The organism is Glycomyces sp. NPDC048151, from assembly GCF_043202775.1.
GTDB lineage: Bacteria > Actinomycetota > Actinomycetes > Mycobacteriales > Micromonosporaceae > Glycomyces.
Window position 1 is genome coordinate 142,530 of record NZ_JBIDBB010000002.1, and the last position, 23,289, is coordinate 165,818.

Below are 23,289 nucleotides of genomic sequence, written 5' to 3' on the forward strand. Positions count from 1 at the left end.
TAAACGAACTTCCGCAATCGCAACCGCTTGCCTTGCCATGCTTGCCGGGTTAGCATATCCATTCATTTCCATACATTCTCTGCAAATGCGGAGAATGTAGCGAACCGACAACCGAGAGGAATGAAAGAGTGAGCACCAACCCGGCAGTTCCGCGAGTCAAGCGGCGCGTGCTCCTGGCCTCCAGCGCGGGCGCGGCTGCGGCCGCCAGCGGCCTAGGCGTCTGGGCGGCCCAGTACGCCGGCGCCGAAGAGGCCCCGCAGGCCACCCCGAAGCAGGACGGCCCGCTCGGCTGGGCCTCCCACAACGGTGGCGTGACCGGCGGCTCCGAGGAGGTCGCGGTCGCCAGCGCCGACGAGTTCCTGGCCGCGATCGGCGAGGGCGGGCTCATCGTCCGCGTCTCCGGATCGATCGCGGTCTCGGGGATGAACGACGTCGCGTCCGACACCACGATCGTGGGCGACTCCGGTGCCCGGATCACCGGAGGCGGCCTCGACGTCTCGGAGCAGTCGAACGTCATCATCACGAACCTCGAGTTCGACGACTGGGACGACGACGCGATCAACATCCAGGAGGGCTCCCAGAACATCTGGGTGCACCACAACACCTTCGGGGTCGGCTACGACGGCTGCCTCGACGTCAAGCGCGGCTCCGACTTCGTCACGGTGGGCTGGAACGTGTTCAACGGGCACGACAAGAACATGCTCCTGGGGCACTCGGACGACAACGGGGGCCAGGATGCGGGCCACCTGCGGGTGACCTACCACCACAACCTGTTCGACGGCACGAACCAGCGCAACCCGCGGGTGCGCTTCGGCGAGCAGGTCCACGTCCTGAACAACCACTACCGGGACGTGGGGAGCTACGGCATCGCGACCACGATGGACGCGGGCGTGATCGTCGAGGGCAACTACTTCGAGAACGTCGCCGAGCCCACCCACATCGGGGAGGGCGACTCGGATCCGGGCCGCCTGGTCGAGATGGACAACGTGCTCGACGGCTCCGGCGAGATCCTCACGGCCGGCTCGGTCGACACGTCGCTGCCTTACGCGTACACGGCGGACCCGGCCGACCAGGTGCCGGGCATCGTGGCCGAGGGCGCCGGGGCGAGGTAGTCACGCGCGCATCACCCGTCAGACGGGGCCGCCGAGTGACCGGCGGCCCCGTCTCTTTCTATTTTGGACGAAGGGGCCGCAACGGCTTGCCAGGATTCCGTGGAGAGCGCTAACATCCTCACATCGAGAGCCATCAATATATAGGTCTCTCGCCCCCTCCCCGAAAGGAACGCTCACATGGGGAACATCTCCGACAACCGGTTCTCACGGCGCCGCTTCTGGAAGGTCGCGGGGCTCACCGCGGCCGTCCCCGTCGCCGCGAGCGCAGGACTGTGGACCGCGAGCCCGGCACACGCGGTCCAGACCGGCGTCTGGTACTTCATCGAGTCCCGCCACTCCGGCCTCGTGCTCGACGTCCTCAACGCCTCCACCGCAACCGGTGCCCAGATCATCCAGTACAACAACACCGGCGGGACCCACCAGCAGTTCCGTTTCATCGACGCCGGAAGCGGCTACTACCGCATCCAGGCCCGCCATTCCAACCAGGTGCTCGATGTGTGGGAGTGGAACGCCGCCAACGGCGCCACCATCGCGCAGTTCACCGACCTGGGCGGCACCAACCAGCAGTGGCAGGTGAACGAGAGCGGCGGCTACGCGACGTTCGTCAACCGCTTCTCGGGCAAGGCCCTCGACGTGTGGGAGTGGTCCACCGCGGCCGGCTCCCGCATCTCCCAGTACGACGTGCTCGGCGGGTACAACCAGCAGTGGCGCCTCGTCACCGCCGGGGGCGGCGGCACGCAGACCGGGCTGGTCGGGTGGGCGACCCAGAACGGCGGCACCACCGGCGGCGGCAGCGCCTCGGCCGTCACCGTGACCTCGGCTTCGGCCCTGGCGTCGGCGGTCTCGGGCAGCTCGGCGAAGGTCGTGCGCGTCAGCGGCAACATCAGCGCCTCCGGGATGATCAACGTCGGGTCGAACACGACGATCGTGGGGAACTCCGGCGCGCAGATCACCGGCGGCGGGTTCCACCTCAGCGGCGCGCGGAACGTCATCATCCAGAACCTGCGCTTCAACGGCTGGTCGGACGACGCGATCAACATCCAGGACGGCTCGACCAACATCTGGGTCGACCACAACACCTTCGGCACCGGCTACGACGGCTCGTGCGACATCAAGCGCGAGTCGGACTTCGTCACCGTCTCCTGGAACCGGTTCGACAACAGCGACAAGAACATGCTGCTCGGCCACTCCGACGACCACACCGCCGACATCGGCAACCTGCGGGTGACCTATCACCACAACTACTTCAACAGCACCCAGCAGCGCAACCCGCGGGTCCGCTTCGGCGAGCCGGTCCACATCTACAACAACTATTACTACGACATCGGCGACTACGGCGTCGCGACCACGATGAACGCCGGGGTGATCTTCGAGGGCAACTACATCGAGAACACCGAGTCCCCCACCGAGATCGGCCAGGGCGACTCCGCCGGCGGGCGGATCGTCTCGCGCAACAACCACCTCGTCAACTCCGGGACGCCGGTGTCGAGCGGGTCCGTCGCGGGCGTCCCCTACAGCTTCACCCTCGACACGCCGTCGCAGGTGAAGTCGATCGTGACCGGCGGCGCCGGAGCGCGGTAGCACGACCCCAGGGCCCCCGGAGCACCGCCGGGGGCCCGCTTCACGCCCGGCGGCGCCAGCCCGGCAGCGACAGGCCGACCGCCGCCGCGAGGTAGACGGCCGCGATCGCGTAGTCGACCGCCGCTGCCCCGGTCTGGCCCTGGTCGAGGCGGTCGAATCCGGCCACGAAGACGACGCCCGCGCCGAGGTAGAAGCCGACGCTCAGCAGCGGGACGGCGAGGCGGCGCGGCATGAGCGCGGCGGCCACCAGCAGGATCGAGAACGACAGGTCGGGGACGAGGAAGATGTTGCCCTCGCGGTAGGCGGCGTCGGTGGAGAGCCGCCAGATGAGGTTGAGGCTGACGGGAAGCGCGAGGATCCTGGCGAGAATGAGCATGGGGGCCTTCCGATCTCGGGGTCCGATCGTCCCTTCGAGCGTATCGCCGCGGACTCGCGACCGCCCGCGGCCGGGAGCCGCGGGCGGGTACGGGTCAGGCCCAGGGCAGGCCGAGCTCGCTGAACAGCTTGCCCTGCTTGGCGGCGTCCTCGACGGCCTTGTCGGCTCCCTTGAGGATGGTGACGGGGTCGTCGCCGACGCGCTCCAGGTGCTCGGCGTCGACCAGGCGCGGGATCGGGTCGTTGAGGACGCGCTCCAGGACGCCGGTGAAGGTCTTCGCGCGGCGCAGGCCCGAGATGAGGCCGACGCCCTTGTTGCGGTGCGCGAGCAGGTTGTCGAGCAGGTCGGTGCGGCCGTACTGCTTCGGCTCCGACTCCCCGGGCAGGAGGAGCTTGTCGGTCGGGTACTCGAACCAGGCCTCGCCCTCGGTGCCGCGCACGTACACGTCGCCTTCGAGCTTCTTGTCGCCGCAGAGGGTCACCGCGACGGTGATCTGCACGCCGTTCTTGTTCGTGGCGCGCCAGACGGCGGTGTCGTCCACTTCGATGCTCTCGCGGGTGCGCAGGCGCTCCAGCTCGATCTCGCCGTCCAGCGGCCAGTCCCCCGCCAGCGCGATGGCCTCCTGGGAGGCGTGCGCGAACGGGTTGGCGAGCGCGCCGTCGGCGATGAGGGTGCCGTTCGCCTCGCGCTTGCCGGCCCACGGGGAGCGGCGGTAGTAGGAGTCGGGGCGGCGCCAGGACCCGGCGACGGAGACGGCCTCGACCTCGCCGAGCTGCCCGGCCTCGATGGCGTCGCGCAGGGCGTTGAACGCGTGGGAGCCGAGCGCCTGGAAGCCGACCTGGACGTTGCGGCCGGTCTCGGTCATGACGTCGTAGAGCTGGGCGTACTCGGCGAGGTTCGCGACCGGGGGCTTCTCGAGGTAGACGTCGGCGCCGTGGCGCATCGCTGCGGAGGCGATGGGCAGGTGCGTGGGCGGCGGGGTGGCGATGATGACGACGTCGGGGTCGGTGGCGTCGAGCATCGCCTTGTAGTCGTCGAAGACGGGGAGGTCGCCGACGGGGATCGCGTCGTCCTCGTAGATCTCGGCGGTGTCGCAGAGGGCGACGAAGTCGAGTTCGCCGCTGCGGCGGCGGGGTTCGAGGTTGTGGCGGTGGTGCAGGCCGTATCCGTTGGCGCCGACGAGGGCGATGCGGGGCGTGCGGGTCTCGGTCACAAGTGCTCCAGTGTGGTGGCGACGCCGTGCCGGTCGAGTTCGCGCAGCCATTTGGCGGCGGCCCGACGCAGCTGGTGGTTGTCGGCGACGGATTCGGGGACGATCTGGTGGAGCCCGAGGATAGCGTCTACACGGGCGGCGGGGTTCGTCCCGGCTGCGGCGAGGCTCTGGCGGATGACGTCCTTGAGCGGGTCGTCGAGCGGCAGGTCGTTGCCGTTGTCGCTCTTGCCCGCGCAGAAGCGGGTCCAGGCGGCGAGCGGGAGCGCGATGAGGTCGAGGTCGACATGCGCTTCGGCGAGGTCGCCGATGGTGGCGAAGAGCCGCTGCGGGAGCTTCTGGGAGCCGTCCATGGCGATCTGGAGGCACCGGTGCCGGATGCCGGGGTTCCGGAAGCGCTCCAATACGTCTTCGCCGTACGCGACGGTGTCCTGGCCGTCGGGCGGCGTGAAGCTCGGGGCGATCTGCTCGCTGATGAGCCAGCGCGCGAACGCCTCGGTGCCGGGCAGGGCGAGGGTCTCGCTGATCGTCTCGACGTCGGCGAGCGCGCCGAGGTAGGCGAGGGTGGAGTGCACGCCGTTGAGGGTGCGCAGTTTCAAGCGCTCCCAGCCGGCCACGTCGTGGGTGTAGGTGGCGTCCCAGGGGGGCCGGGGCCCGGCGAAGTCGTCCTCGATGACCCACTGGGTGAACGGTTCGGCTTCGACGGCGGCGAGGTCGGTGACGCCGAGTTCGCCTAGGGCGCGTTCGTAGGTGGCCTTGGTGGAGGCCGGGACGATGCGGTCGACCATCGAGGACGGGAAGGTGACGTTCTCGGCCATCCAGGCGAGGGTCCTTTCCCGCTTCGCCAGCAGGGCGGGGCCCCGCTCCGGGAACTCGGGGTTGACGGCCGTGACCGCGGTTAGCGTGCGTTCGACTGCGGCCTTGGTGAACTTTCCGTTGTCGGGCAGGTTGTCGCAGCAGAGGACCGTGAGTGGTGGGCCGCCACGCTCAGCGCGCAGGGCGATCCCGCGAGCGAGCTGCCCGACCATGCCGATGATCGCGCCGTAAGCCTTCTCGGTAATGGTAAGGGTGACAACGTGGGTGGAATCTGCCGCGACGGTCTCGATGAAGCGTTCGCGCTCGGTGAACGCGTGGATCGTGTCGACGATCGACCCCACCACACGCATGGAGGCGCCTTCAGGCCCAAGGGTCGCGACCGAGAAGAGCCCGTCCTGTTCGGCGAGGGCGTCGATGACGCCGCGCGACCTAGGCGCGACGACGGTGATGCCCCAGTCGGTGTCGTCGGTGTAGACGGCCTGGTGGGCCCGGTGGAAGGCGCCCGCGCCGATGTGGAGGACGCCGGAGGTCTGGGGGCGGTCCCCGGGGATCTGGACGTCCCCGGGGAGCCGCTTCACGACCGAGTTGGTCAGGCGTTCCATGCCGGTCCGTTCGGGAACGAGAACTCGGCGATGGACTCGGGCTTGAGTTCCACGGAATATCCGGGCTGGGTCGGCAGCCGGTAGCGGCCGTCGACCACGGTGACCGGGTCGGTGTAGTGCTCGTGCAGGTGGTCGACGTACTCGATCATGCGGCCCTCCAGTGTCTTCCCCACTCGAAGGTATTCGAACATGCCGAGGTGCTGCACGTATTCGCAGAGGCCCACGCCGCCGGAGTGCGGGCAGACGTCGACGCCGTGCTTGGCGGCCATGAGGAGGGTCGCGAGGACCTCGGGGATGCCGCCGACGCGGCACGCGTCGATCTGGCAGACCTTGATGGCCTCGGCCTGCAAGAGCTGCTTGAAGATGACGCGGTTCGCGGCGACCTCGCCGGTGGCGACCCGGATCGGCGCGACGGCTTTGGCGATCTTGGCGTGGCCGAGGATGTCGTCGGGGTGGGTGGGCTCCTCGATCCAGTACGGGTCGAACGCGGCCAGCTCCTGCATGTTCTTGATCGCCTCGGGGACGGACCAGATCTGGTTGGCGTCCATCATGAGCAGGCGGTCGGGGCCGAGCACGTCGCGGATGATCCCGGCGCGGCGCACGTCGTCGGCGACGTCGGGCGAGCCCACCTTCATCTTCGCGGCGGTCCAGCCTTCGGCGACGGCCTGCTCGGTGAGCGCGCGGACCTTGTCGTCGGAGTAGCCGAGCCAGCCCACGGAGGTCGTGTACGCGGGGAAGCCGTCGTTCTGGAGGACCTTGAGGCGGTCCTCGTAGCCGATGCGGCCCTCGTCGAGGATCGCTTCGGCCTCGGCGGGCGTGAGCTCGTCCTCGATGTGCCGGTAGTCGATCTGGGCGGCGAGCTCGGCGGAGTCCATCTCGGCGAGCAGCTGCCACATGGGCTTGCCTTCGAGCTTGGCGCGCAGGTCCCACACGGCGTTGACGATCGCGCCGACGGCCATGTGGGTGGCGCCCTTCTCGGGGCCGAGCCAGCGGATCTGCGGCTCCTGGATGATCGAGCGGGAGAACTCGACCGGGTTCTGGAAGATCTCCTCGATCGTCTTGCCGACGACGAGGTGCTTGAAGGCCTGGACGGCCGAGGCGACGATCTCGGTGCCGCGCCCGCCGGTGAAGGTGAAGCCGGTGCCGGTGGGGCCGCCGTCGGTGAACAGCTCGACGTAGCAGGCCGAGTAGTCGGCGCGGTTGATCGAGTCGGAGCCGTCGCCGGCGGTCGCGGTCGGGAACCGCACGTCGTGGACTTCGAGTCGTTCGATCCGAGTCGTCACTTAGCTGTCCAATCCATAGATCTTGCGGGGCTGGTTGTAGGCGAGGTCGATCGCGACCTCGGCGGCTTCCTGCTCGGTCATCCGGTGCTCGGCGACCAGGCGGGCGAGGTAGGCGGCGTCGATGCGGCGGGCCACGTCGTGCCGGGCGGGGATCGAGCAGAACGCGCGGGTGTCGTCGACGAACCCGGCGGTGTTGTAGAACCCGGCGGTCTCGTGGACGGCCTCCCTGAAGCGGCGCATGCCTTCCGGGGAGTCGAGGAACCACCAGGGCGCGCCGAGGAACACCGACGAGTAGCCGCCCGCGAGCGGGGCGAGCTCGCGGCTGAAGACCGTCTCGTCCAGTGTGTACAGGACGATGCGGAAGCGCGGGTGGTTGCCGAACGCGTCCAGGAGCGGCTTGAGCGCCCGCGTGTACTCGGTGGCGTCGGGGATGTCGCCGCCGACGTCGCGGCCCCAGCCCTGGTAGAGCCACTGGTTGTGGTTGCGGTTCGCGCCCGGGTGGAGCTGCATGACCAAGCCGTCGTCGACACTCATGCGCGCGAACTCGGTGAGCATGAGCGCCGGGAAGCGCAGGATCTCGGTCTCGTCCGCTTCGCCCTTGAGGGCCTTCGCGTAGATCTCGGCGGCGGCCTTCGGGTCGTCCTCGGTTGCGGCCGTGAGGTTCCCGTGGTCGGTGCAGGTGGCCCCGGCCGCGATGAAGTCCTGGCGGCGGCTGCGCAGCGCGGCGAGGAACCCGTCGAACGTGGACGTGTCCTGGCCGGTGATCTCGGCCAGGGCCTCGACGCGTTCGAGCCAGCCGGGCCAGCCCGGTTCGACCATGTTGTCGGGCCGGAACGTGGTGACGACCTTGCCGCCCTTGCCGCCCCACCGGCGGCCGCCCGCGGCGGGCATCCCGGCGAGCGCCGCGTGCGGCTCCAGCGAGTCCACAGGAGACTCAGTGGTGGCGAGCACTTCGATGTTGAAGCGGTCGAACAGGGCCCGGGGCCGGTAGGCCGGCTCGGCCAGGCGCGAGGAGAGGTGGTCGTAGAACTCGTCGGCGGTGTCGGGGCCGAGTTCCTTGTAGATCCCGAAGACCTCCGCGAAGGTGTAGTCGAGCCACATCTTCGAGGGCGTGCCGCGGAACAGGCGGTAGTGCTCGGCGAAGCGCCGCCAGATCGTGCGTCCGTCCACTTCAGAGGGTTCGCCCGCGACGGACGGGACGCCCATCTCGGCCGGGGTCACGCCCTGGCTGTAGAGCATCCGCGTCAGGTAGTGGTCGGGCACGACGAACAGGCGCGCCGGGTCGGGGAACGGCTGGTTCTCCGACATCAGGCGCGGGTCGACGTGCCCGTGCGGGCTGACCAGCGGCAGGTCGGCGGTGCGCTGGTGGAGTTCCCGGGCGATGGCGCGCGTGCGCTCGTCGGCCGGGAACAACCGGTCGGGGTGCAATGACATTGAGGTGTCCTACTTCAGGAGGTCGGCGACTTCCACCGGCTGGCCGGTGGCGATCGAGGCGTTCGAGGCCAGGCCCGCGGCCAGGGCGTTCACGCCGTCCTGGGCGTTCGCGGAGCGGTCGTGCGGGTCGGTGTCGCCGTCGAAGAGGACGCCGAGCATCCGCACGTCGCCGCCGCCGTGCCCGGCGCGCTGGTAGTCGCCGAGGTCGATCTTCTCGGGCTTGGTCCAGAAGGGGTGCAGGGTGAGCTCGTACCAGCCCTCCTCCGGCGAGGCGTCGGTGCCGTGGAGGCTGGCGCCGTTGGGGCCCTTCAGCTTCGGGTTGACGTGGTCGTTCTCGACGACGAGGAGTTCGAGGCGGCCCTGCGTGCCGTTGAAGTGCACGCGGTAGCCCTCCCAAGGCGAGTAGGCGGTGAGCCGGTAGGAGAGCGTGACGCCCGAGTCGTAGTCGACGAGCGCCATCATGTCGTCGTAGATGGTGACGCCGGGCGCGAACACGGACTGGTCGCGGATGTAGCCGTCCTCGTCCTCGGCGTCGAGGTACATCTCCTTCAGGCCGGGGTTGTCGGCCATGTGGAGCGCGAACGGGTCGTCCGCGGCCGCCTCGGAGCCGTGGACGCGGTCGTAGCCGCGGTCGTGGCCGGTGCGCTTGCCGTTCTCGCCGTAGAACGCGAGCTTGCCTTTCGCGAAGGCGCGCACGGGGGCCGCGTCGAGCCACCAGTTGACGAGGTCGAAGTGGTGGCCGGACTTGTGGACGAGGAGCCCGCCAGAGTGCTCGGCCTCGCGGTGCCAGCGCCGGAAGTAGTCGGCGCCGTGGCGGGTGTCGAGGAGCCAGTCGAAGCCGACGGAGGTGATCTCGCCGATCGCGCCGTCGCGCAGGAGCTCGGCGACCTTCTCGTGCAGGGGGTTGTAGCGGTAGTTGAAGGTGACGGTGACCGTGCCCTTCGACTGCGCTTCGGCCGCGAGGATGGCGGCGGCGTGCTCGCCGGTGGTCGTCAGCGGCTTCTCGCAGATGACGTCCTTGTCGGCGGCGAGCGCGGCGAGGATGTACTCGTGGTGCGTGGCGTCGACCGAGGTGACGATGACCGTGTCGGGGTCGGTCTCGGCGAGGAGCTTGTCGAAGTCGGCAGCGGCGTAGGCGGCGGGCGCGGGCTGGCCCGCCGCTTCGACGGCCTCCAGGTGGTGGGCGATGCGCTTGGGGTTGGTGTCCGCGAGGGCGACGAGGCGGGCTTTGTCACTCCGCTCGGTGATGGCCTTGCGGTACATCGTGGCGCGTGAACCGGTCCCCACGAGGGCATAGCGATGCGGCGTGCCAGGCATGTGACTCCTTCGTCGGCGAGTTTTGGTAAACGCTATCGGAGAAACTTGCCGCAATCAAGAGCCGGGTCTCGCTGGGATTACTTCGGCGTGGCTTTCGTAAAGGGGGGCTTGACAACTCGAATTGGCAACCGGCGGCCACGCACGTCGAGTTCAAGCTCGGCTCCAGGCTTGTACCCGGCGTCGAGCAGCGCCAGCGCGACGCCCTTCTTCAGGGTCGGCGCGTGTGTGCCCGATGTGGTCTCCCCCACCACCGCGTCGCCGTCCATGACGGACATGTGGGCGCGCGGCACGCCCTTGCCGGTGGCCTCCAGGCCCCACAGCTTCCGCTTCGGGCCCTCGGCGCGCTCGGCCTCCAGCGCGGCCTTGCCCCAGAACTCCGGCTTGTCCCACCCGATCGCCCAGTTCAAGCGCGCCTGCACGGGCGTGATGTCGAGGCTCAGGTCCTGGCCGTGCAGCGGGTAGCCCATCTCCAGACGCAGCGTGTCGCGCGCGCCGAGCCCGCACGGGGCCGCGCCCGCGACGAGGATGCCGTCCCACAGGTCCACGGCGGCCTCGTTCGGCACGACCAGCTCGAACCCGGTCTCGCCGGTGTAGCCGGAGCGGCAGACGATCACGTCGGCCGTGCCCACCTGGTGCTCGCGGAAGGTCATGTACTCGTGGTCGTGCGGCAGGCCCAGGTACTCCAGGACGCGGGGCGACTCGGGGCCCTGCACCGCGATCACCGCGAAGCCGCGGTGCACGTCGCGCACCTCGATCCCTTCCGGCGCGGCGGCCTCCAGGCGGCGCGCGACCTCGGCCGTGTTGGCGGCGTTGGGAATCAGGAAGACCTCGTCGTCGGCGAAGCGGTACGCGATGAGGTCGTCGACCACGCCGCCGTTCTCGTCCAGGCACAGCGTGTACTGCGCGCCGCCCGCGCCGATCCGGTCGAGGTCGTTCGCCAGGCACCGGTTCACGAACGCGGCCGCGCCCGGACCGGTCACCCAGACCTTGCCCAGGTGCGAGACGTCGAACGCGCCGACGCCGGTGCGCACCGCCTGGTGCTCGGCGAGGACGCCGCTCGGGTACTGGAGGGGCATGTCCCATCCGGCGAATTCGGCGAACTTCGCTTCGTGGGCGAGGTGGCGTTCGTGCAGGGGCGAGGTGAGCAGTGTCTCCGACATGGGACAGAGACTATCGCGGTCGTCCCAGACATTAGGATCGGAGCATTTGGTCCCCACCACAGCTAAGGATGGATCGTGACAGCTCTGATCTCCGCCTCCGGCGACATCACGGCAGCTGACGCCGAAGTGCTCGTCGTCGGCGTCTTCTCCGGCGAGGACGCGCCCGTGCTCCCCGAGAGCCTCGCGGGCGTCGACGCCGCCTTCGGCGGCCGCCTCGCCGAGCAGCTGGCGGTCCTCGGCAACACCGGCTCGGCGTCCTCCCTCACCCGCCTGCCCGCGCCCGACGCGCTCGCCGCGAAGCTCGTCTACGCCGTGGGCCTCGGCGACGCCGACGACCTCGACGACGAGACCCTCCGCCGCGCCGCCGGGACCGCCGTCCGCGCCGCGTTCGGCAAGGACAGCGCCGCGATCGTCTTCGAGGGCGACCCCGAGGCCACCGCCGTCGGCGCCGCGCTCGCCGCGTACAGGTTCGAGGGCTACAAGACCGACGGCAACGGCGACGCCGCCCCCGCCGAGGTCCGCGTCTACGGCGCGAGCGACGCCGCGATCGCCAAGGCCACCGTGCTCGCCGACAGCGTCGCCCTCGTCAAGGACTGGGCCGACACCCCCGCGAACCTCCTGCGCCCGCCGACGTTCGCCGTCGAGATCGAGCAGGCCGCCCTCGACGCGGGCCTCGAAGTCGAGATCCTGAACGCCGAAGCGCTCTCCGCGGGCGGCTACGGCGGCGTCCTCGCCGTCGGCGGCGGGTCCTCGGCCGAACCGCGCCTCGTGCGCCTCTCCTACCGGCCCGAAGGCGCGACGCAGCACGTCGCGCTCGTCGGCAAGGGCATCACGTTCGACTCCGGCGGCATCAACATCAAGCCCGGCGCGGGCATGTGGGACATGAAGGGCGACATGGCCGGGGCCGCGGCCGTCGTCGGCGCCACGATCGCCGCCGCGAAGCTCGGCCTGAACGTCGACGTCACCTGCACCGTGGCGCTGGCCGAGAACATGCTCTCCGGCTCCTCGTTCCGCCCCTCCGACGTGATCACCATCCGCAACGGCATGACCGTGGAGGTGCTCAACACCGACGCCGAGGGCCGCCTGGTCCTCGCCGACGCGATCTCGCGGGCCCTCGAGGACGAGCCCGACGCGCTCTACGACGTGGCCACGCTCACCGGCGGCCAGCTCATCGCGCTGGGCCGGCGCACGATGGGCCTCATGGGCACCGACACCGAGACCGAGCGGCTGCGCCGCATCGGCGAGACCACCGGCGAGCACGGCTGGCCGATGCCGTTCCCCGAGGACATCGTGAAGCTCATGGAGTCCCCGATCGCGGACGTCTCGCAGTGCGCCACCGGCCTCAAGCGCGACGGCCACATGGTCCAGGGCGGGATCTTCCTGTCGAAGTTCGTGCCCGAGGAGCTGCCGTGGGCGCACCTCGACATCGCGGGCCCGGCCGACTCCGATTCGACCTACGGCTACATCGCGAAGGGCGCGACCGGCTTCCCGGTGCGCACCCTCGTGGCCGCGCTCGAGGAGTTCGCCGCGTAATCACAACCGTGTAATGAGGGCCCGGCGGCTGCCGGGCCCTTTTTTCGTACCGCCGGGACCTCACCACCAAGTGGCGGGACAGTGCGGTGAATATTGCGCAATCGTTGTCTTTCCAGGGGTCGAAAACGCTACTGGCGGCGCTGCTGCTCGAGCTTCCGCCTGGCGTCGTAATCGCGCTTACGCTGCGGATACCCGGTCTTGGCGACCTCGTACACGGGGGTGTTGTACTTGCGGCCCAGAGCGAACGCGCCCGCCGGGCCGTCCACGCGCCGCCGTGTCCACTCGCCGTCGTGCGCGATCAGCATGACCGTCGTCTCGGTCACCGTGGTCTTCGGCTCGAGGTAGGCCTCGACCCCCACGCGCGACTTGATGAAGTCGATGAGATGCCGCTGGTCAGCGTTGTCAGAGGCCCGGTCCAGCGTCCCCTTGCCCTGTTTCTTCTTCCGTCCGAACAAGCCCACGGCCTTTTCCTCCCGCACCACTTGAGGCGTGATTTCCAAGCGTACACATGCCCTAAGACACCTGTGTCCAGCCGCACACGAAGGGGACTTTCCGAATGCTCGCAGCAAGCGGTTGAATGGTGTTGCACACTCCAACCACCGGGTCTGGACGATCACGAGTCGCCGCCGGTGGAAGGATGGGCTCCGAACCTAAGCATCGTTAAGTGGGGAGAGCAATGAGCGACCCGAACGCAGGATACGACGTAGTAATCCTGGGCGGCGGCAGCGGCGGCTACGCCAGCGCGTTCCGCGCGGCTGAGCTGGGGCTGTCGGTGGCCTTGATCGAGAAGGACAAGGTCGGCGGCACGTGTCTGCACCGCGGCTGCATCCCCACCAAGGCGCTGCTCCACGCCGGCGAGGTCGCCGACACCGCGCGCGAGTCCGAGCAGTTCGGCATCCTGGCCGAGTTCAAGGGCGTCGACATGCCGGCGGTCAAGAAGTACAAGGACGACGTCGTCTCGAAGCTGTACAAGGGCCTCCAGGGCCTGGTCAAGGCGCACAAGGTCGAGTTCATCCAGGGCACCGGCAAGCTCGTCGGCCCGAACACGGTCGAGGTCGACAACGGCCAGCGCGTCACCGGCAAGAACATCGTCCTCGCCACCGGCTCGTACTCCAAGACCCTTCCGGGCCTTGAGATCGACGGCGAGAAGATCATCGCCTCCGAGCACGCGCTCGAGCTCACCGAGCTGCCGAACAAGGCCATCGTCATCGGCGGCGGCGTCATCGGCGTCGAGTTCGCCTCCGCCTGGAAGTCCCTGGGCGTCGAGGTCGAGATCATCGAGGGCCTCCCGCGCCTCATCGCGGCCGAGGACGCCGACTCGTCGAAGCAGCTGGAGCGCGCGTTCCGCAAGCGCGGCATCAAGTTCCACACCGGCAAGTTCTTCGAGAAAGTCGAGAAGACCGCCACGGGCGTGCAGGTCACGATCCAGGGCGGCACGGTCGTCGAGGGCGACCTCGTGCTCGTGGCCGTCGGCCGCGGCCCCGTCACGGACGGCATCGGCTACGAGGAGCAGGGCATCACGCTCGACCGCGGCTTCGTCCCGGTGAACGAGAACCTGCAGACGGCCATCCCGGGCGTGTACGCCGTCGGCGACATCGTCCCCGGCATCCAGCTCGCGCACCGCGGCTTCCTCCAGGGCATCTTCGTGGCCGAGTACATCGCGGGCCTGAACCCCAACCCGATCGACGAGACCGGCATCCCGCGCGTGACCTTCACCGAGCCCGAGGTGGCCTCCATGGGCCTCAACGAGGACAAGGCGAAGGAGAAGTACGGGGCCGACAAGATCAAGTCGGTCAACTACAACCTCGCGGGCAACGGCAAGTCGAACATCCTCAAGACCCAGGGCTTCATCAAGCTCGTCGCGGTCGAGGACGGCCCGATCGTCGGCGTCCACATGGTCGGCGCGCGCATCTCCGAGCAGATCGGCGAAGCGGAGCTGATCTACAACTGGGAGGCGTACGCGACCGACGTCGCGAACCTCATCCACATGCACCCCACCCAGAACGAGGCGATCGGCGAAGCGGCGATGCTGCTGGCCGGCAAGCCGCTGCACGCCCACGACTAATCCACAACCGCAGGAGTTGAACGAACGATGCCGACATCGGTAACGATGCCCGCTCTCGGTGAGTCGGTCACCGAGGGGACTGTCACCCAGTGGCTCAAGAAGGAAGGCGACACCGTCGAGGTCGACGAGCCGCTGCTCGAAGTGTCGACCGACAAGGTCGACACCGAGGTGCCTTCGCCGGTCGCCGGTGTGCTGCTGAAGATCGTGGTCCCCGAGGACACGGATGTCGAGGTCGGCGGCGAGCTGGCGATCATCGGCGACCCGTCCGAGGCGGGCGCCGAGCCGTCCGCTCCGGCCCCGGCCCCGGCCCAGGAGCCGCTGCCGACCCCGGAGCCCGAGGCGAAGACCGAGGCTCCGGCCCCGGCCGCTGAGGCCCCTGCCGCCGCTCCGGCCGCGTCGGGTCCTGCCGAGGGGACCGAGGTCCTGCTCCCCGAGCTGGGCGAGTCGGTCACCGAGGGCACGGTGACGTCGTGGCTGAAGGCCGTGGGCGACACCGTCGAGGTGGACGAGCCGCTGCTGGAGATCTCGACCGACAAGGTCGACACGGAGATCCCGTCCCCGGCCGCGGGGACGCTGCTGGAGATCCGGGTCGCCGAGGACGAGACCACCGAGGTCGGTTCCGTGCTGGCGATCATCGGCTCCGGTTCGGCCGCTCCGGCCGCGCCCGCGCCTGCCGCCGAGCCGACCCCGGCTGTGAAGTCCGAGCCTGAGCCGGAGCCGACTTCGGCGACGCTTGCGAGCCGTCAATTGGCAGAGCCGAAGGCCGAGTCGACGCCGACCGCTCCGGCCCCGGCCGCTCCCGAGGTCGCCGAGGCCCCCGTCGTGGCTCCGGCCGCGTCGAAGCCGTCCGGCTCGTATGTGACGCCGCTGGTGCGCAAGCTCGCCTCCGAGAACGGCGTGGACCTCTCCGAGGTCTCCGGTTCCGGTGTGGGCGGACGCATCCGCAAGGAGGACGTCCAGGCCGTCATCGACGCGAAGAAGGCCCCGGAGCCCGCTCCGGCCCCGGCCGCTGCCGCCCCGGCCAAGGCCGCTCCGGCCCCGGCAGAGGTGAGCCCGCTGCGCGGACGCACCGAGAAGATGAGCCGCCTGCGTCAGGCCGCCGCCAAGGCCCTGCTCCAGTCGATGCAGACCACGGCGCAGCTGACGACGGTGCGCGAAGTGGACGTCACCAAGGTGGCGAAGCTCCGCGCGGCCAAGAAGGACGAGTTCCTCGCCCGCCACGGCGTGAAGCTCTCCTTCCTGCCGTTCTTCTCGATCGCCGCCATCGAGGCCCTGCAGCAGTACCCGATCGTCAACGCCACCATGAACATGGAGGAGAAGACGATCAACTACCCCGAGGCCGAGCACGTGGGCTTCGCGGTGGACACGCCGAAGGGCCTCATCGTCCCGGTCGTCAAGAACGCCGGCGACCTGAACATCCCGGGTCTGGCCAAGCGGATCGCCGAGATCGCCAAGAAGGCCCGCGACGGCGGCCTGGCGCCCGACGACCTGTTCGGCGCTACCTTCACGATCACCAACACCGGCTCGGTCGGCGCGCTGTTCGACACGCCGATCGTCCCGGTCGGACAGTCCGCGATCCTCGGCACCGCCGCGATCGTCAAGCGTCCGCGCGTGATCAACGACCCTGAGCTGGGCGAGGTCATCGCGGTGCGTTCGGTCATGCACCTGACGCTGAGCTACGACCACCGCCTCATCGACGGCGCCGACGCGGCCCGCTACCTCGAAGCGGTCACGAAGCGCATCGAAGAGGGCAACTTCGAACACCAGCTGGGCCTGTAAGGACGGCTGGAAGCTCCTGAAGGGGCGCGGCGGGAGGATCCCGCCGCGCCCCTTCTGTGTGCAAAAGCCACACTCCTGCATCTGCAGGCGGCCTCCACAAGTCGCGACACCTACCCGTAACCGGCAAAGCGTGTCCTCGTTGTTCCTACAACCCACCTTTTGTGACCCCACGCGGAAGTTAGGAACTCGAATGTCGATCGAGTACAACGAACTCCTCGCCATGTTGATGGAGACACGCCCCGAATTCGCGACCGAACTGTACAACTGGACCGACGGTCCGGACCTCCCCGAATACGACGCCATCACCGTCTCCCGCAGGACGATCACCCTTCCCGAACAGCCGAGCCGCCTCCGCGTCTGCGTGGCCGCGGCCTACTCCAAGGGCGACGACCGGGTGATCGCCCTCCTGTTCGACGCCGTGCTGCAGCCCAACCCGGCGCAGGCCGAGTCGTGGCTGCGGTTCATGACGGACGCGCAGCGCACGCTGAGCTGCATGGTGGCGTTCGTCGTGCTGTGCCGCGACGCGAAGACGGCGAACTGGGCGCTCACCTACAGCGCCGTCGGCGACATCGGCTGCTACGTCCTGCCGGTGGTGATTCCCTCCCTGCTCGCCAACGCATAGAATGAAACCCGGCCCTCGCCGCCGTCCCCACCACGGCAGCGGGGGCCGCTCGCGTCCCCCAACTCACCGCCGCCACATCGGCTCCGCTCCTTACCGTCCGTTGTCGCACCCACATGAGACCGTTGAAAACGGGGGGCCTTCCCAGCGCCCGATTTGAAGGCTGACGCCGGAATCGCCCCATCTCCACGCCTAAACCCGTTGCGACCGCGCCTCGCCCCGTCCACACTCATCCCCATGTCCCGATTCGGACCCACGGTCCCCTACGACGCCACCGCCGTCCGCGCTACCTGGCCGACGCTCCCGACCTACGTCCAGGAGCGCATCACCGCCGAACTCGGCGGCGGGCCCGCCGACATCCGCATGGCGGGCGGCGGCTTCAGCAGCGGCTTCGCTGCCCGCGTCCGCGCCGAATCCGGGGCCGAGCTGTTCGTCAAGGCCGCCGGGCCCGATAACTCCTTCGCGCTCAACGCCTTCCGCCAGGAGGCCCGCATCAACCCCGCGCTGCCCAAAGAGGTCCCGGCCCCGCGCCTCGAGTTCGCCGCCGACTTCGACGACTGGACCGTCATCGGCTTCGAAGCCGTCGACGGCCGCGCCCCGACCCTCCCCATGAGCGTCCGCGACCTCGACCTCATGCTCGACGCCTGGGCCAAGGCCGCCGCCGCGCTCACCCCGGCCCCGCAGGCCCTGCTCGACCTCGGCGTCACCGCCAGGCCCGTGGACCACCAGCTGCGCCAGTTCGCGTTCGTCGACTCCGGCGGTATCGAGAAGTTCCCCGTCCCACGCGTCCTCGACGCCCACTGGGCTGAACTCGCGCAGCTCGAACAGGGCATCGACGCGGCCATGACCGCCGACTCGGTCATGCACTTCGACCTGCGCCCCGACAACATGATCGTCGGCGCCGACCAGGCCTGGATCTGCGACTGGAACTGGGTCGAGGTCCACTCCACCTGGTTCGACACCGTCTGCTTCCTCATTGCGGCCCACGGCGACGGCCACGACGCCGACGCGCTCTTCTGGGCCCACCCCACCGCTGCAGGCGTGACCCCTGACGAGCTCGACACCGCGCTCGCCTCGATCATCGGCTACTACCTCAGCCAGGCCGCCCAGCCGCTGATACCGCAGGTCTCTCCGTACATTCGCGCCCACCAGCAATGGAGCGGCCGCGCCGCCGCGGACTGGCTCGCCCAGCGCCGAGGCTGGACGTGAGCGCCCCGGGGTCCGCGATGCCCGCCGACCCCGGGCCCGACCTCTCGACCGATCCGAACCCTCCCGACACGGCCGCTGCAAGGCCTCCGCAGCTCGCCACGCCCCATCCAATAACCACGGGTTCAGCCGCGGCCCCCGCTGCACCGCCCGACTTCGCCGCAACGGCGATCCGACCCGCCTACGAGACGCTCCCCGACGCCGTCCGGGCCCGCATCGCGGCCGAGCTCGGCGGTGAACCAGCCGCCATCTCGATCGCGGGCGGCGGCTTCACCACCGGCTTCGCGGGACGCGTCCGGTCCGCAGGCGGTGAACTCTTCATCAAAGCCGCAGGCCCGCTCACGCCCGAGGTCCGCGACGCCTACCGCGACGAAGCGCGCGTGACCGCCGCCCTCCCGCCCGAGATCCCGGCCGCGAAGGTCCGCTTCCACGCCGACATCGACGACTGGACCGTCACGGGATTCCAAGCCCTCCACGGCAAACCGATGACGCTCCCGCTGCATCCCGACGACCTCGACCGCATGCTCGACGCATGGGCATTGACCGCCGACGCCCTCAACCCGCCCCCGCCCGCACTCGTCGCGAGCGGCATCCGCCCCAAGACCGCCGAGAACCTCAGCGTCTTCCAGAAGATCGCGAACGGCGACACGCCACCAGTCCCCTTGCCGCCCAAGCTTCAAGGACGAACGGCAGACCTGGCGGCCATCGAAACCGGCATCGAACGGATCTTCGTCACCGACCAGGTCACCCACGGCGACCTGCGGCCCGACAACTTCTTCCTCGGCCACGACCGGGCCTGGATCTGCGACTGGACCAAGCCGCGGTACACGCCGCCCTGGGTCGACACAGTGAACGTGCTGATCATCGCAAACGGCGACGGGCACGACGCCGACCGCCTCTTCTGGCAGCACTCGACCGCCGAAGGCGTCACTGCGGACGAACTCGACACCGCACTGGCTGCGATCACGGGCGCTTTGCTCGACGGCTGGGACGAGGCTCCAGCCCGAATTGTCTCGCCCGCGATCCACGGGCACATGCGCTGGGCCGCAGGCGCTGCTGCCGACTGGCTGGCGCAGCGTCGCGGCTGGTGAGCTAGCTCAGCGCCGCGGTGAATCGTCTTCGAACAGCTCCGACGCGCTCGAAACGAACGGGGCCTTGAACAGCCACGACTCGACCAGTGCGTCGTCGGTGCACGAGGCGATCCGCTCCCGGTCTTCTCCGGTGAGCCTCACGCCGTTCCCGTCGAGGAAGGCGAGGACCGCCCGCACCAGCCGCGCCCGAGTCTCGACTCGGACCGTCTCCCGCCCCGCAGCCCGTGCTTCGGCCCGACGTTCCATTGAGATGTTCCTCATGCCATCACGTTAGGCGGCAGGCCATCCTGGTCCTGGAAACGCTGCACAGTGTCGCTTGTCAGGTTCACGACAATCAACACCCGAGACCCCACACGGCCCACTATTCAGGAAATCTCTCCCACATTCTAGACATCGCTCGCTAAGGTCTCCCCATGGCGAAAGAAACAGCTACCTACATCCACGGCCACCACGAGTCCGTACTGCGGTCCCACGCATGGCGAACCGCCGAGAACTCGGCGGCCTACCTGCTGCCCGAGCTGCAGGCGGACAGCACGATCCTCGACATCGGCTGCGGCCCAGGCACTATCTCGGCCGACTTCGCCGCGCTCGTGCCGAAGGGACACGTCACCGCGGTCGACTACGCACCTGGCATCGTCGAACAGGCCGAGAAGGAGGCCGAGTCTCGCGGCGTCGCGAACATGAGCTTCGCGGTGGCTGATGTCCACGACCTGCAGTACGAGGACAACACCTTTGATGTGGTGCACGCCCACCAGGTCCTCCAGCATGTAGGCGACCCGGTCCAGGCTTTGCGAGAGATGCGGCGCGTTGCCAAGCCCGGCGGTGTGGTCGCGGTGCGCGACAGCGACTATCGGGCGTTCACATGGTTCCCGGAAGCCGAGGGATTGACCAAGTGGCTGGATCTCTACGAGGAGGTCGCCCGAGCAGGCGGCGGCGAGCCTGACGCCGGCCGGATGCTCAAGGCCTGGGCACTGCGAGCCGGGTTCGATGAAAAGTCGATCCGCGCCACCTCCACAACCTGGACCTTCAGCAGCGATGCGGAGCGGGAGTGGTGGGGCGGCCTGTGGGCCGACCGGGCATTGCACTCCGACTTCGCCAAGCAGGCTGTCGCAGGGGGCCACGGCACCCAGGATGAGCTGCAAGCGATCTCGCAGTCATGGAAGTCCTGGGGAGAGAACCCGGAAGGCTGGCTGATGATCCCCCACGGTGAAGTCCTGGCAAGGGCCTGAGCACACACAAGCCCGTGGGGCGGAAGGCAAAGCCTTCCGCCCCACGGGCTTACGCATGTCAGTGTGTCAGCACCAACCAGGCATTAGGCCCGGTCCGCCGCCCGAAGCAATCCAGTGAAGTCAGCGGCCGCCAATGAGAAAACCGGCGACTCCTCACCGAGCTTGCTGTCACGGACCTGAAATCCAGCCACCGCAACGCGCGCCTCTACGCAGTTGTCACCATCTCCGCCGCTTCGGCTGGACTTCCGCCACCCGTTCTGACTCATTGTCTGAACTCCTTGATCGTCCTCGCCTGCTCCCACCCCGACTCGAATACCAGCCGACAGGCCCGCACCGGCTCAGCAGCCTCCAAGAAACGCGACTCGCCTGGTGCCTCGAAGTACGCAAGGTCGGGATCATTCTTGTCAAGGAACGATAGTAGGTTGAACGACGCGCTCAGCAGAGGATGCGGGCCCTCATCGAAGGGCACGTAGGCGATCGAGACATTCGGTCGGTCATCAGCCTCTCTCAGGCGCTCAAGCTGCTCACGATCACACCATCTGCTCTGCAGCACCCCCTCCTGCAGCAGCACCCGGATCTGCACGTCTTCTCCCCGGTCCTCGATTTCCGACTGCCTCCGCAGTCGAAGCTCGACCATTTTTTTGGCTTCTGCGTGCGGCACCAGTGAGTTCCGCTCATGAAGCTGCCGCATGTACCGCTCGGTCTGGAACAGGCCCGGCACAAAGATCATCTCGTGGAGGTCGAGCTTCACGGCGATCCGCTCAAAGCCGAGGTAGGGGCTGAAACCTGCCTTCACCCAGGCTTCTACCGAGTCGGCAAAGCTCGTGTCATCAAGGACATCCCAGAGCCGTTGCATCTCGAACTTCTTCTGCGGGAGTGCTTCGAACAAGTCGCACAGCGAGCCGATGACCGGATACGTCAGGTTGGTTCGTTCACCTTTCACCAACCGCGAGTATGTCCGTGCAGAGCCACAGATCTTGATGATCCGAATTTCGTTCGCGGGGATGCCCACCGCAGCACGCATCTTGTCAAGTTCGCGCCCGATCTCGCGGCGAAGCGCTCTTGCATCTGCCATCCACTGAGTATCACACGAATCCCTTGCCGCACAACCACCACGAAACGGTCGGCAGTTTTGGTCGGCAGTACGCCGACCAAGGCCGCTGAGCATTTTCGCGCAGCTTTCCCGCCGGTCTCTGACCTGGTGCTTTGCTCTTGAGCCGCGGGCACTTTAGGACCTACCTTCGATGCATCGCAAGTGCCCGAACCGGGGCTTGAGCGAATCGGAGGCAGGATGTACTACCCAAGCGTGAAGCGCGAGAATCCACCATCGCCAGTTCCCCAGGACCAGGAAATCGGCATCGTCCTGGTCGGCTCGACTCGAGTGCGCTGCATCCTCGATCCCGATTGGGGCTCGGTGATGTGCTTCCGGATCGCGCCTGGCGAGCTCTCCGACTACCTCGGTGTCCTCACCGGACCCGACACCGACTCCCCCAACCTCCACCTCGTGTCGGAATCCCGTTGGCGCTTCCCGACTCCCGAACTCCGCGAAGGACTTCGGCAATCCGTCTACACCCTCTACCAGAGCTGGCGGGCTAGCCAATGAGCGCCAACCCGAACACCGCTCCGACCCCGATCCCGGGCGAGCACAAGTCAGACGGCGGCAATCCGCCCTGGTGCCAGACCTGCAGCGCGCACTACAACTGCCCGATCAAGTTCCCGTGCGCCACTTACCAACTACAACACCCACCGACTCAGACCTAACCCGAATCGGTGCCACGGAGCGCGCTCTTCCCAGGCAGCTAGCGCCCGGCACCGACTGGCCGCGCCCGCGATGGTGGGTCCCGGGCGCGGCCACCCCAAACCCTCCAGCGCCGCCGAGAACCCGACCCACACGACTCGCGCAGCAAGAAACTGTCGGTGGTCGCCTCTACACTTCCTGCAACGAGGCGCTTCGCCCCGACAACTTCACAACAACCGGAGGCATCGATGTCCGCACCAACCTCGACACCCGAACTCGACAACCTCGCCGAATCCATAACCGCGCTCGCCGGAGCCCGCAAACGCATCCCGGTCGATCAACTGATCCGCGAGGTCGCGCTGAACATTCTGATCCTCTCCCGCATCGCGTCGAACCGTCTCGAAGACCGGCTCCGCCGCGAGGAGATCGAGTCAGCCACGGACCACCTGATCACCCAACTGCGCCACGCTTCATGGGAACTCCCAATCCCAGGCCCGATCGAGTCGCCTTCACCGCCCGACCCGTCGCCACCGCCGATTGATCCGCCAAGCAACCTGTAAGCGGAGGCCGCGGCTCACTTCGCGGAACCCTCGATGCGGGTCGCGGCCGTCAGCTCCACCAGCCAATTCGGCACCTCCCGATCAACCGGGAACCCTCCAGCGACCTTCTCCAGCGCATCGTGCTCAACCGATCCCCCGGACCGCTTGAGGAACCGTGTCCGTACGAAGGCCTGGGCGTAGACGACATCGCCAACGCAGAACGTTTGCTCGGTGTATCCCCATCGTTCATCGAATCCGAGGACCCGCGTCCGCAGCTCGAACCGCTGCCAGGGCTGCAGGGACTTCTTGTAAGTGATGGTCTGCCCGGCCACGACCGGGTACCAGCCCTTGTCCTTCATCTTCGACCAGAACCCGGATCGCATCATGAGGTCGATGCGCCCGACATCCATGATCGTCAGGTACCGGCTGTTGGTCATATGCCCGAACGGATCAAGGTCGGTCGGCACGACCCGGAAGGGAGTCACCGCCGTATCCCACAGCCCAATCGCCCCTCGCCGCCGCAACCGCAGCCAGAGCAGCAGGAGCCGAAAGTATAGGTTCATCTGACCACCACCGAGCCTCAACAGCCTCACCCAAGG

Annotated in this window: 23 protein-coding genes; 11 read left to right on the forward strand and 12 right to left on the reverse strand. The window is 68.3% G+C overall.

Annotated features, from left to right (window positions below):
- Nucleotides 1-128 precede the first annotated feature (128 nt).
- Entirely contained in the window at nucleotides 129-1,112 is a 984-nt protein-coding gene (locus ACGGCP_RS04065; protein WP_392960744.1) for a polysaccharide lyase family 1 protein, read from the forward strand.
- A gap of 177 nt (nucleotides 1,113-1,289) precedes the next feature.
- On the forward strand, nucleotides 1,290-2,693 hold the full coding sequence (locus ACGGCP_RS04070) for an RICIN domain-containing protein (protein WP_392960746.1): 1,404 nt from the start codon (nucleotides 1,290-1,292) through the stop codon (nucleotides 2,691-2,693).
- Nucleotides 2,694-2,733: 40 nt separating this feature from the next.
- Here the strand turns inward: ACGGCP_RS04070 and ACGGCP_RS04075 are convergent, their stop codons facing one another.
- The 7 genes from ACGGCP_RS04075 to gcvT all read right to left on the reverse strand — a co-directional run bounded on the left by ACGGCP_RS04075 (nucleotide 2,734) and on the right by gcvT (nucleotide 10,891).
- The gene (locus tag ACGGCP_RS04075; RefSeq protein WP_392960748.1) at nucleotides 2,734-3,069 is read right to left on the reverse strand and encodes a hypothetical protein; all 336 of its coding nucleotides are present in this window, start codon (nucleotides 3,067-3,069) and stop codon (nucleotides 2,734-2,736) included.
- 94 nt (nucleotides 3,070-3,163) lie between these two features.
- On the reverse strand, nucleotides 3,164-4,282 hold the full coding sequence (locus ACGGCP_RS04080) for a Gfo/Idh/MocA family protein (RefSeq protein ID WP_392960750.1): 1,119 nt from the start codon (nucleotides 4,280-4,282) through the stop codon (nucleotides 3,164-3,166).
- Nucleotides 4,279-5,697: a mannitol dehydrogenase family protein gene (locus tag ACGGCP_RS04085; RefSeq protein ID WP_392960753.1), complete on the reverse strand. Its 1,419-nt coding sequence runs from the start codon at nucleotides 5,695-5,697 to the stop codon at nucleotides 4,279-4,281. Before ACGGCP_RS04085 ends, ACGGCP_RS04080 begins: the two co-directional genes overlap by 4 nt.
- Entirely contained in the window at nucleotides 5,685-6,980 is a 1,296-nt protein-coding gene (locus ACGGCP_RS04090; protein WP_392960756.1) for an enolase C-terminal domain-like protein, read from the reverse strand. Before ACGGCP_RS04090 ends, ACGGCP_RS04085 begins: the two co-directional genes overlap by 13 nt.
- A complete protein-coding gene (gene uxaC, locus ACGGCP_RS04095) occupies nucleotides 6,981-8,414 on the reverse strand; it encodes a glucuronate isomerase (protein ID WP_392960759.1) in 1,434 nt (477 codons plus the stop codon). It lies immediately after the preceding gene.
- Nucleotides 8,415-8,423: 9 nt separating this feature from the next.
- Nucleotides 8,424-9,731, reverse strand: a complete 1,308-nt coding sequence (locus ACGGCP_RS04100; RefSeq protein ID WP_392960762.1) for a Gfo/Idh/MocA family oxidoreductase — start codon at nucleotides 9,729-9,731, stop codon at nucleotides 8,424-8,426.
- 77 nt (nucleotides 9,732-9,808) lie between these two features.
- Entirely contained in the window at nucleotides 9,809-10,891 is a 1,083-nt protein-coding gene (gene gcvT / locus ACGGCP_RS04105; protein ID WP_392960765.1) for a glycine cleavage system aminomethyltransferase GcvT, read from the reverse strand.
- Between the two features lie 75 nt (nucleotides 10,892-10,966).
- Between gcvT and ACGGCP_RS04110 the strand changes: the two genes are divergently transcribed.
- The gene (locus tag ACGGCP_RS04110) at nucleotides 10,967-12,424 is read left to right on the forward strand and encodes a leucyl aminopeptidase (RefSeq protein WP_392960768.1); all 1,458 of its coding nucleotides are present in this window, start codon (nucleotides 10,967-10,969) and stop codon (nucleotides 12,422-12,424) included.
- A gap of 128 nt (nucleotides 12,425-12,552) precedes the next feature.
- On the opposite strand, the gene ACGGCP_RS04115 is transcribed toward ACGGCP_RS04110, so the two are convergent.
- Nucleotides 12,553-12,885: an oxidoreductase gene (locus ACGGCP_RS04115; protein WP_392962023.1), complete on the reverse strand. Its 333-nt coding sequence runs from the start codon at nucleotides 12,883-12,885 to the stop codon at nucleotides 12,553-12,555.
- Nucleotides 12,886-13,100: 215 nt separating this feature from the next.
- Here ACGGCP_RS04115 and lpdA point away from each other — a divergent pair, with 215 nt between their 5' ends.
- The 5 genes from lpdA to ACGGCP_RS04140 all read left to right on the forward strand — a co-directional run bounded on the left by lpdA (nucleotide 13,101) and on the right by ACGGCP_RS04140 (nucleotide 19,184).
- The gene (gene lpdA / locus ACGGCP_RS04120; protein WP_392960771.1) at nucleotides 13,101-14,489 is read left to right on the forward strand and encodes a dihydrolipoyl dehydrogenase; all 1,389 of its coding nucleotides are present in this window, start codon (nucleotides 13,101-13,103) and stop codon (nucleotides 14,487-14,489) included.
- Nucleotides 14,490-14,516: 27 nt separating this feature from the next.
- Entirely contained in the window at nucleotides 14,517-16,268 is a 1,752-nt protein-coding gene (gene sucB, locus ACGGCP_RS04125) for a 2-oxoglutarate dehydrogenase, E2 component, dihydrolipoamide succinyltransferase (RefSeq protein WP_392960774.1), read from the forward strand.
- 190 nt (nucleotides 16,269-16,458) lie between these two features.
- Nucleotides 16,459-16,890, forward strand: a complete 432-nt coding sequence (locus ACGGCP_RS04130; protein ID WP_392960776.1) for a hypothetical protein — start codon at nucleotides 16,459-16,461, stop codon at nucleotides 16,888-16,890.
- Between the two features lie 234 nt (nucleotides 16,891-17,124).
- Nucleotides 17,125-18,096, forward strand: coding sequence for an aminoglycoside phosphotransferase family protein (locus ACGGCP_RS04135; RefSeq protein ID WP_392960779.1), 972 nt, complete (start codon nucleotides 17,125-17,127; stop codon nucleotides 18,094-18,096).
- A complete protein-coding gene (locus ACGGCP_RS04140) occupies nucleotides 18,093-19,184 on the forward strand; it encodes a phosphotransferase (RefSeq protein ID WP_392960782.1) in 1,092 nt (363 codons plus the stop codon). The genes ACGGCP_RS04135 and ACGGCP_RS04140 overlap by 4 nt, the downstream gene beginning before the upstream one ends.
- A 6-nt stretch (nucleotides 19,185-19,190) precedes the next feature.
- On the opposite strand, the gene ACGGCP_RS04145 is transcribed toward ACGGCP_RS04140, so the two are convergent.
- Nucleotides 19,191-19,445, reverse strand: a complete 255-nt coding sequence (locus tag ACGGCP_RS04145) for a hypothetical protein (protein WP_392960784.1) — start codon at nucleotides 19,443-19,445, stop codon at nucleotides 19,191-19,193.
- Between the two features lie 152 nt (nucleotides 19,446-19,597).
- On the opposite strand from ACGGCP_RS04145, the gene ACGGCP_RS04150 reads away from it, so the two are divergent.
- Nucleotides 19,598-20,413, forward strand: a complete 816-nt coding sequence (locus tag ACGGCP_RS04150; RefSeq protein ID WP_392960787.1) for a class I SAM-dependent methyltransferase — start codon at nucleotides 19,598-19,600, stop codon at nucleotides 20,411-20,413.
- Nucleotides 20,414-20,496: 83 nt separating this feature from the next.
- Here ACGGCP_RS04150 and ACGGCP_RS04155 read toward each other — a convergent pair whose 3' ends face one another.
- Nucleotides 20,497-20,679: a DUF397 domain-containing protein gene (locus tag ACGGCP_RS04155; protein WP_392960790.1), complete on the reverse strand. Its 183-nt coding sequence runs from the start codon at nucleotides 20,677-20,679 to the stop codon at nucleotides 20,497-20,499.
- Nucleotides 20,676-21,488, reverse strand: a complete 813-nt coding sequence (locus tag ACGGCP_RS04160) for a DUF5753 domain-containing protein (RefSeq protein WP_392960793.1) — start codon at nucleotides 21,486-21,488, stop codon at nucleotides 20,676-20,678. Before ACGGCP_RS04160 ends, ACGGCP_RS04155 begins: the two co-directional genes overlap by 4 nt.
- 231 nt (nucleotides 21,489-21,719) lie before the next feature.
- Here ACGGCP_RS04160 and ACGGCP_RS04165 point away from each other — a divergent pair, with 231 nt between their 5' ends.
- Together ACGGCP_RS04165 and ACGGCP_RS04170 are read left to right on the forward strand one after the other, a co-directional pair.
- On the forward strand, nucleotides 21,720-22,016 hold the full coding sequence (locus ACGGCP_RS04165) for a hypothetical protein (protein WP_392960795.1): 297 nt from the start codon (nucleotides 21,720-21,722) through the stop codon (nucleotides 22,014-22,016).
- A gap of 383 nt (nucleotides 22,017-22,399) precedes the next feature.
- The gene (locus tag ACGGCP_RS04170) at nucleotides 22,400-22,711 is read left to right on the forward strand and encodes a hypothetical protein (protein WP_392960798.1); all 312 of its coding nucleotides are present in this window, start codon (nucleotides 22,400-22,402) and stop codon (nucleotides 22,709-22,711) included.
- Between the two features lie 14 nt (nucleotides 22,712-22,725).
- Here the strand turns inward: ACGGCP_RS04170 and ACGGCP_RS04175 are convergent, their stop codons facing one another.
- Complete coding sequence (locus tag ACGGCP_RS04175; RefSeq protein ID WP_392960800.1) at nucleotides 22,726-23,283, reverse strand: acyl-CoA thioesterase; 558 nt, start codon at nucleotides 23,281-23,283, stop codon at nucleotides 22,726-22,728.
- Nucleotides 23,284-23,289: the final 6 nt, after the last annotated feature.

Excerpts from the sequence above, each read along its gene's own strand:
- ACGGCP_RS04070 (WP_392960746.1), top strand. The coding sequence starts at position 1,290 with ATGGGGAACATCTCCGACAACCGGTTCTCACGGCGCCGCTTCTGGAAG.
- ACGGCP_RS04075 (WP_392960748.1), bottom strand. The coding sequence starts at position 3,069 with ATGCTCATTCTCGCCAGGATCCTCGCGCTTCCCGTCAGCCTCAACCTC.
- ACGGCP_RS04085 (WP_392960753.1), bottom strand. The coding sequence starts at position 5,697 with ATGGAACGCCTGACCAACTCGGTCGTGAAGCGGCTCCCCGGGGACGTC.
- uxaC (WP_392960759.1), bottom strand. The coding sequence starts at position 8,414 with ATGTCATTGCACCCCGACCGGTTGTTCCCGGCCGACGAGCGCACGCGC.
- ACGGCP_RS04100 (WP_392960762.1), bottom strand. The coding sequence starts at position 9,731 with ATGCCTGGCACGCCGCATCGCTATGCCCTCGTGGGGACCGGTTCACGC.
- gcvT (WP_392960765.1), bottom strand. The coding sequence starts at position 10,891 with ATGTCGGAGACACTGCTCACCTCGCCCCTGCACGAACGCCACCTCGCC.
- lpdA (WP_392960771.1), top strand. The coding sequence starts at position 13,101 with ATGAGCGACCCGAACGCAGGATACGACGTAGTAATCCTGGGCGGCGGC.
- sucB (WP_392960774.1), top strand. The coding sequence starts at position 14,517 with ATGCCGACATCGGTAACGATGCCCGCTCTCGGTGAGTCGGTCACCGAG.
- ACGGCP_RS04130 (WP_392960776.1), top strand. The coding sequence starts at position 16,459 with ATGTCGATCGAGTACAACGAACTCCTCGCCATGTTGATGGAGACACGC.
- ACGGCP_RS04135 (WP_392960779.1), top strand. The coding sequence starts at position 17,125 with ATGTCCCGATTCGGACCCACGGTCCCCTACGACGCCACCGCCGTCCGC.
- ACGGCP_RS04145 (WP_392960784.1), bottom strand. The coding sequence starts at position 19,445 with ATGAGGAACATCTCAATGGAACGTCGGGCCGAAGCACGGGCTGCGGGG.
- ACGGCP_RS04150 (WP_392960787.1), top strand. The coding sequence starts at position 19,598 with ATGGCGAAAGAAACAGCTACCTACATCCACGGCCACCACGAGTCCGTA.
- ACGGCP_RS04155 (WP_392960790.1), bottom strand. The coding sequence starts at position 20,679 with ATGAGTCAGAACGGGTGGCGGAAGTCCAGCCGAAGCGGCGGAGATGGT.
- ACGGCP_RS04160 (WP_392960793.1), bottom strand. The coding sequence starts at position 21,488 with ATGGCAGATGCAAGAGCGCTTCGCCGCGAGATCGGGCGCGAACTTGAC.
- ACGGCP_RS04170 (WP_392960798.1), top strand. The coding sequence starts at position 22,400 with ATGTCCGCACCAACCTCGACACCCGAACTCGACAACCTCGCCGAATCC.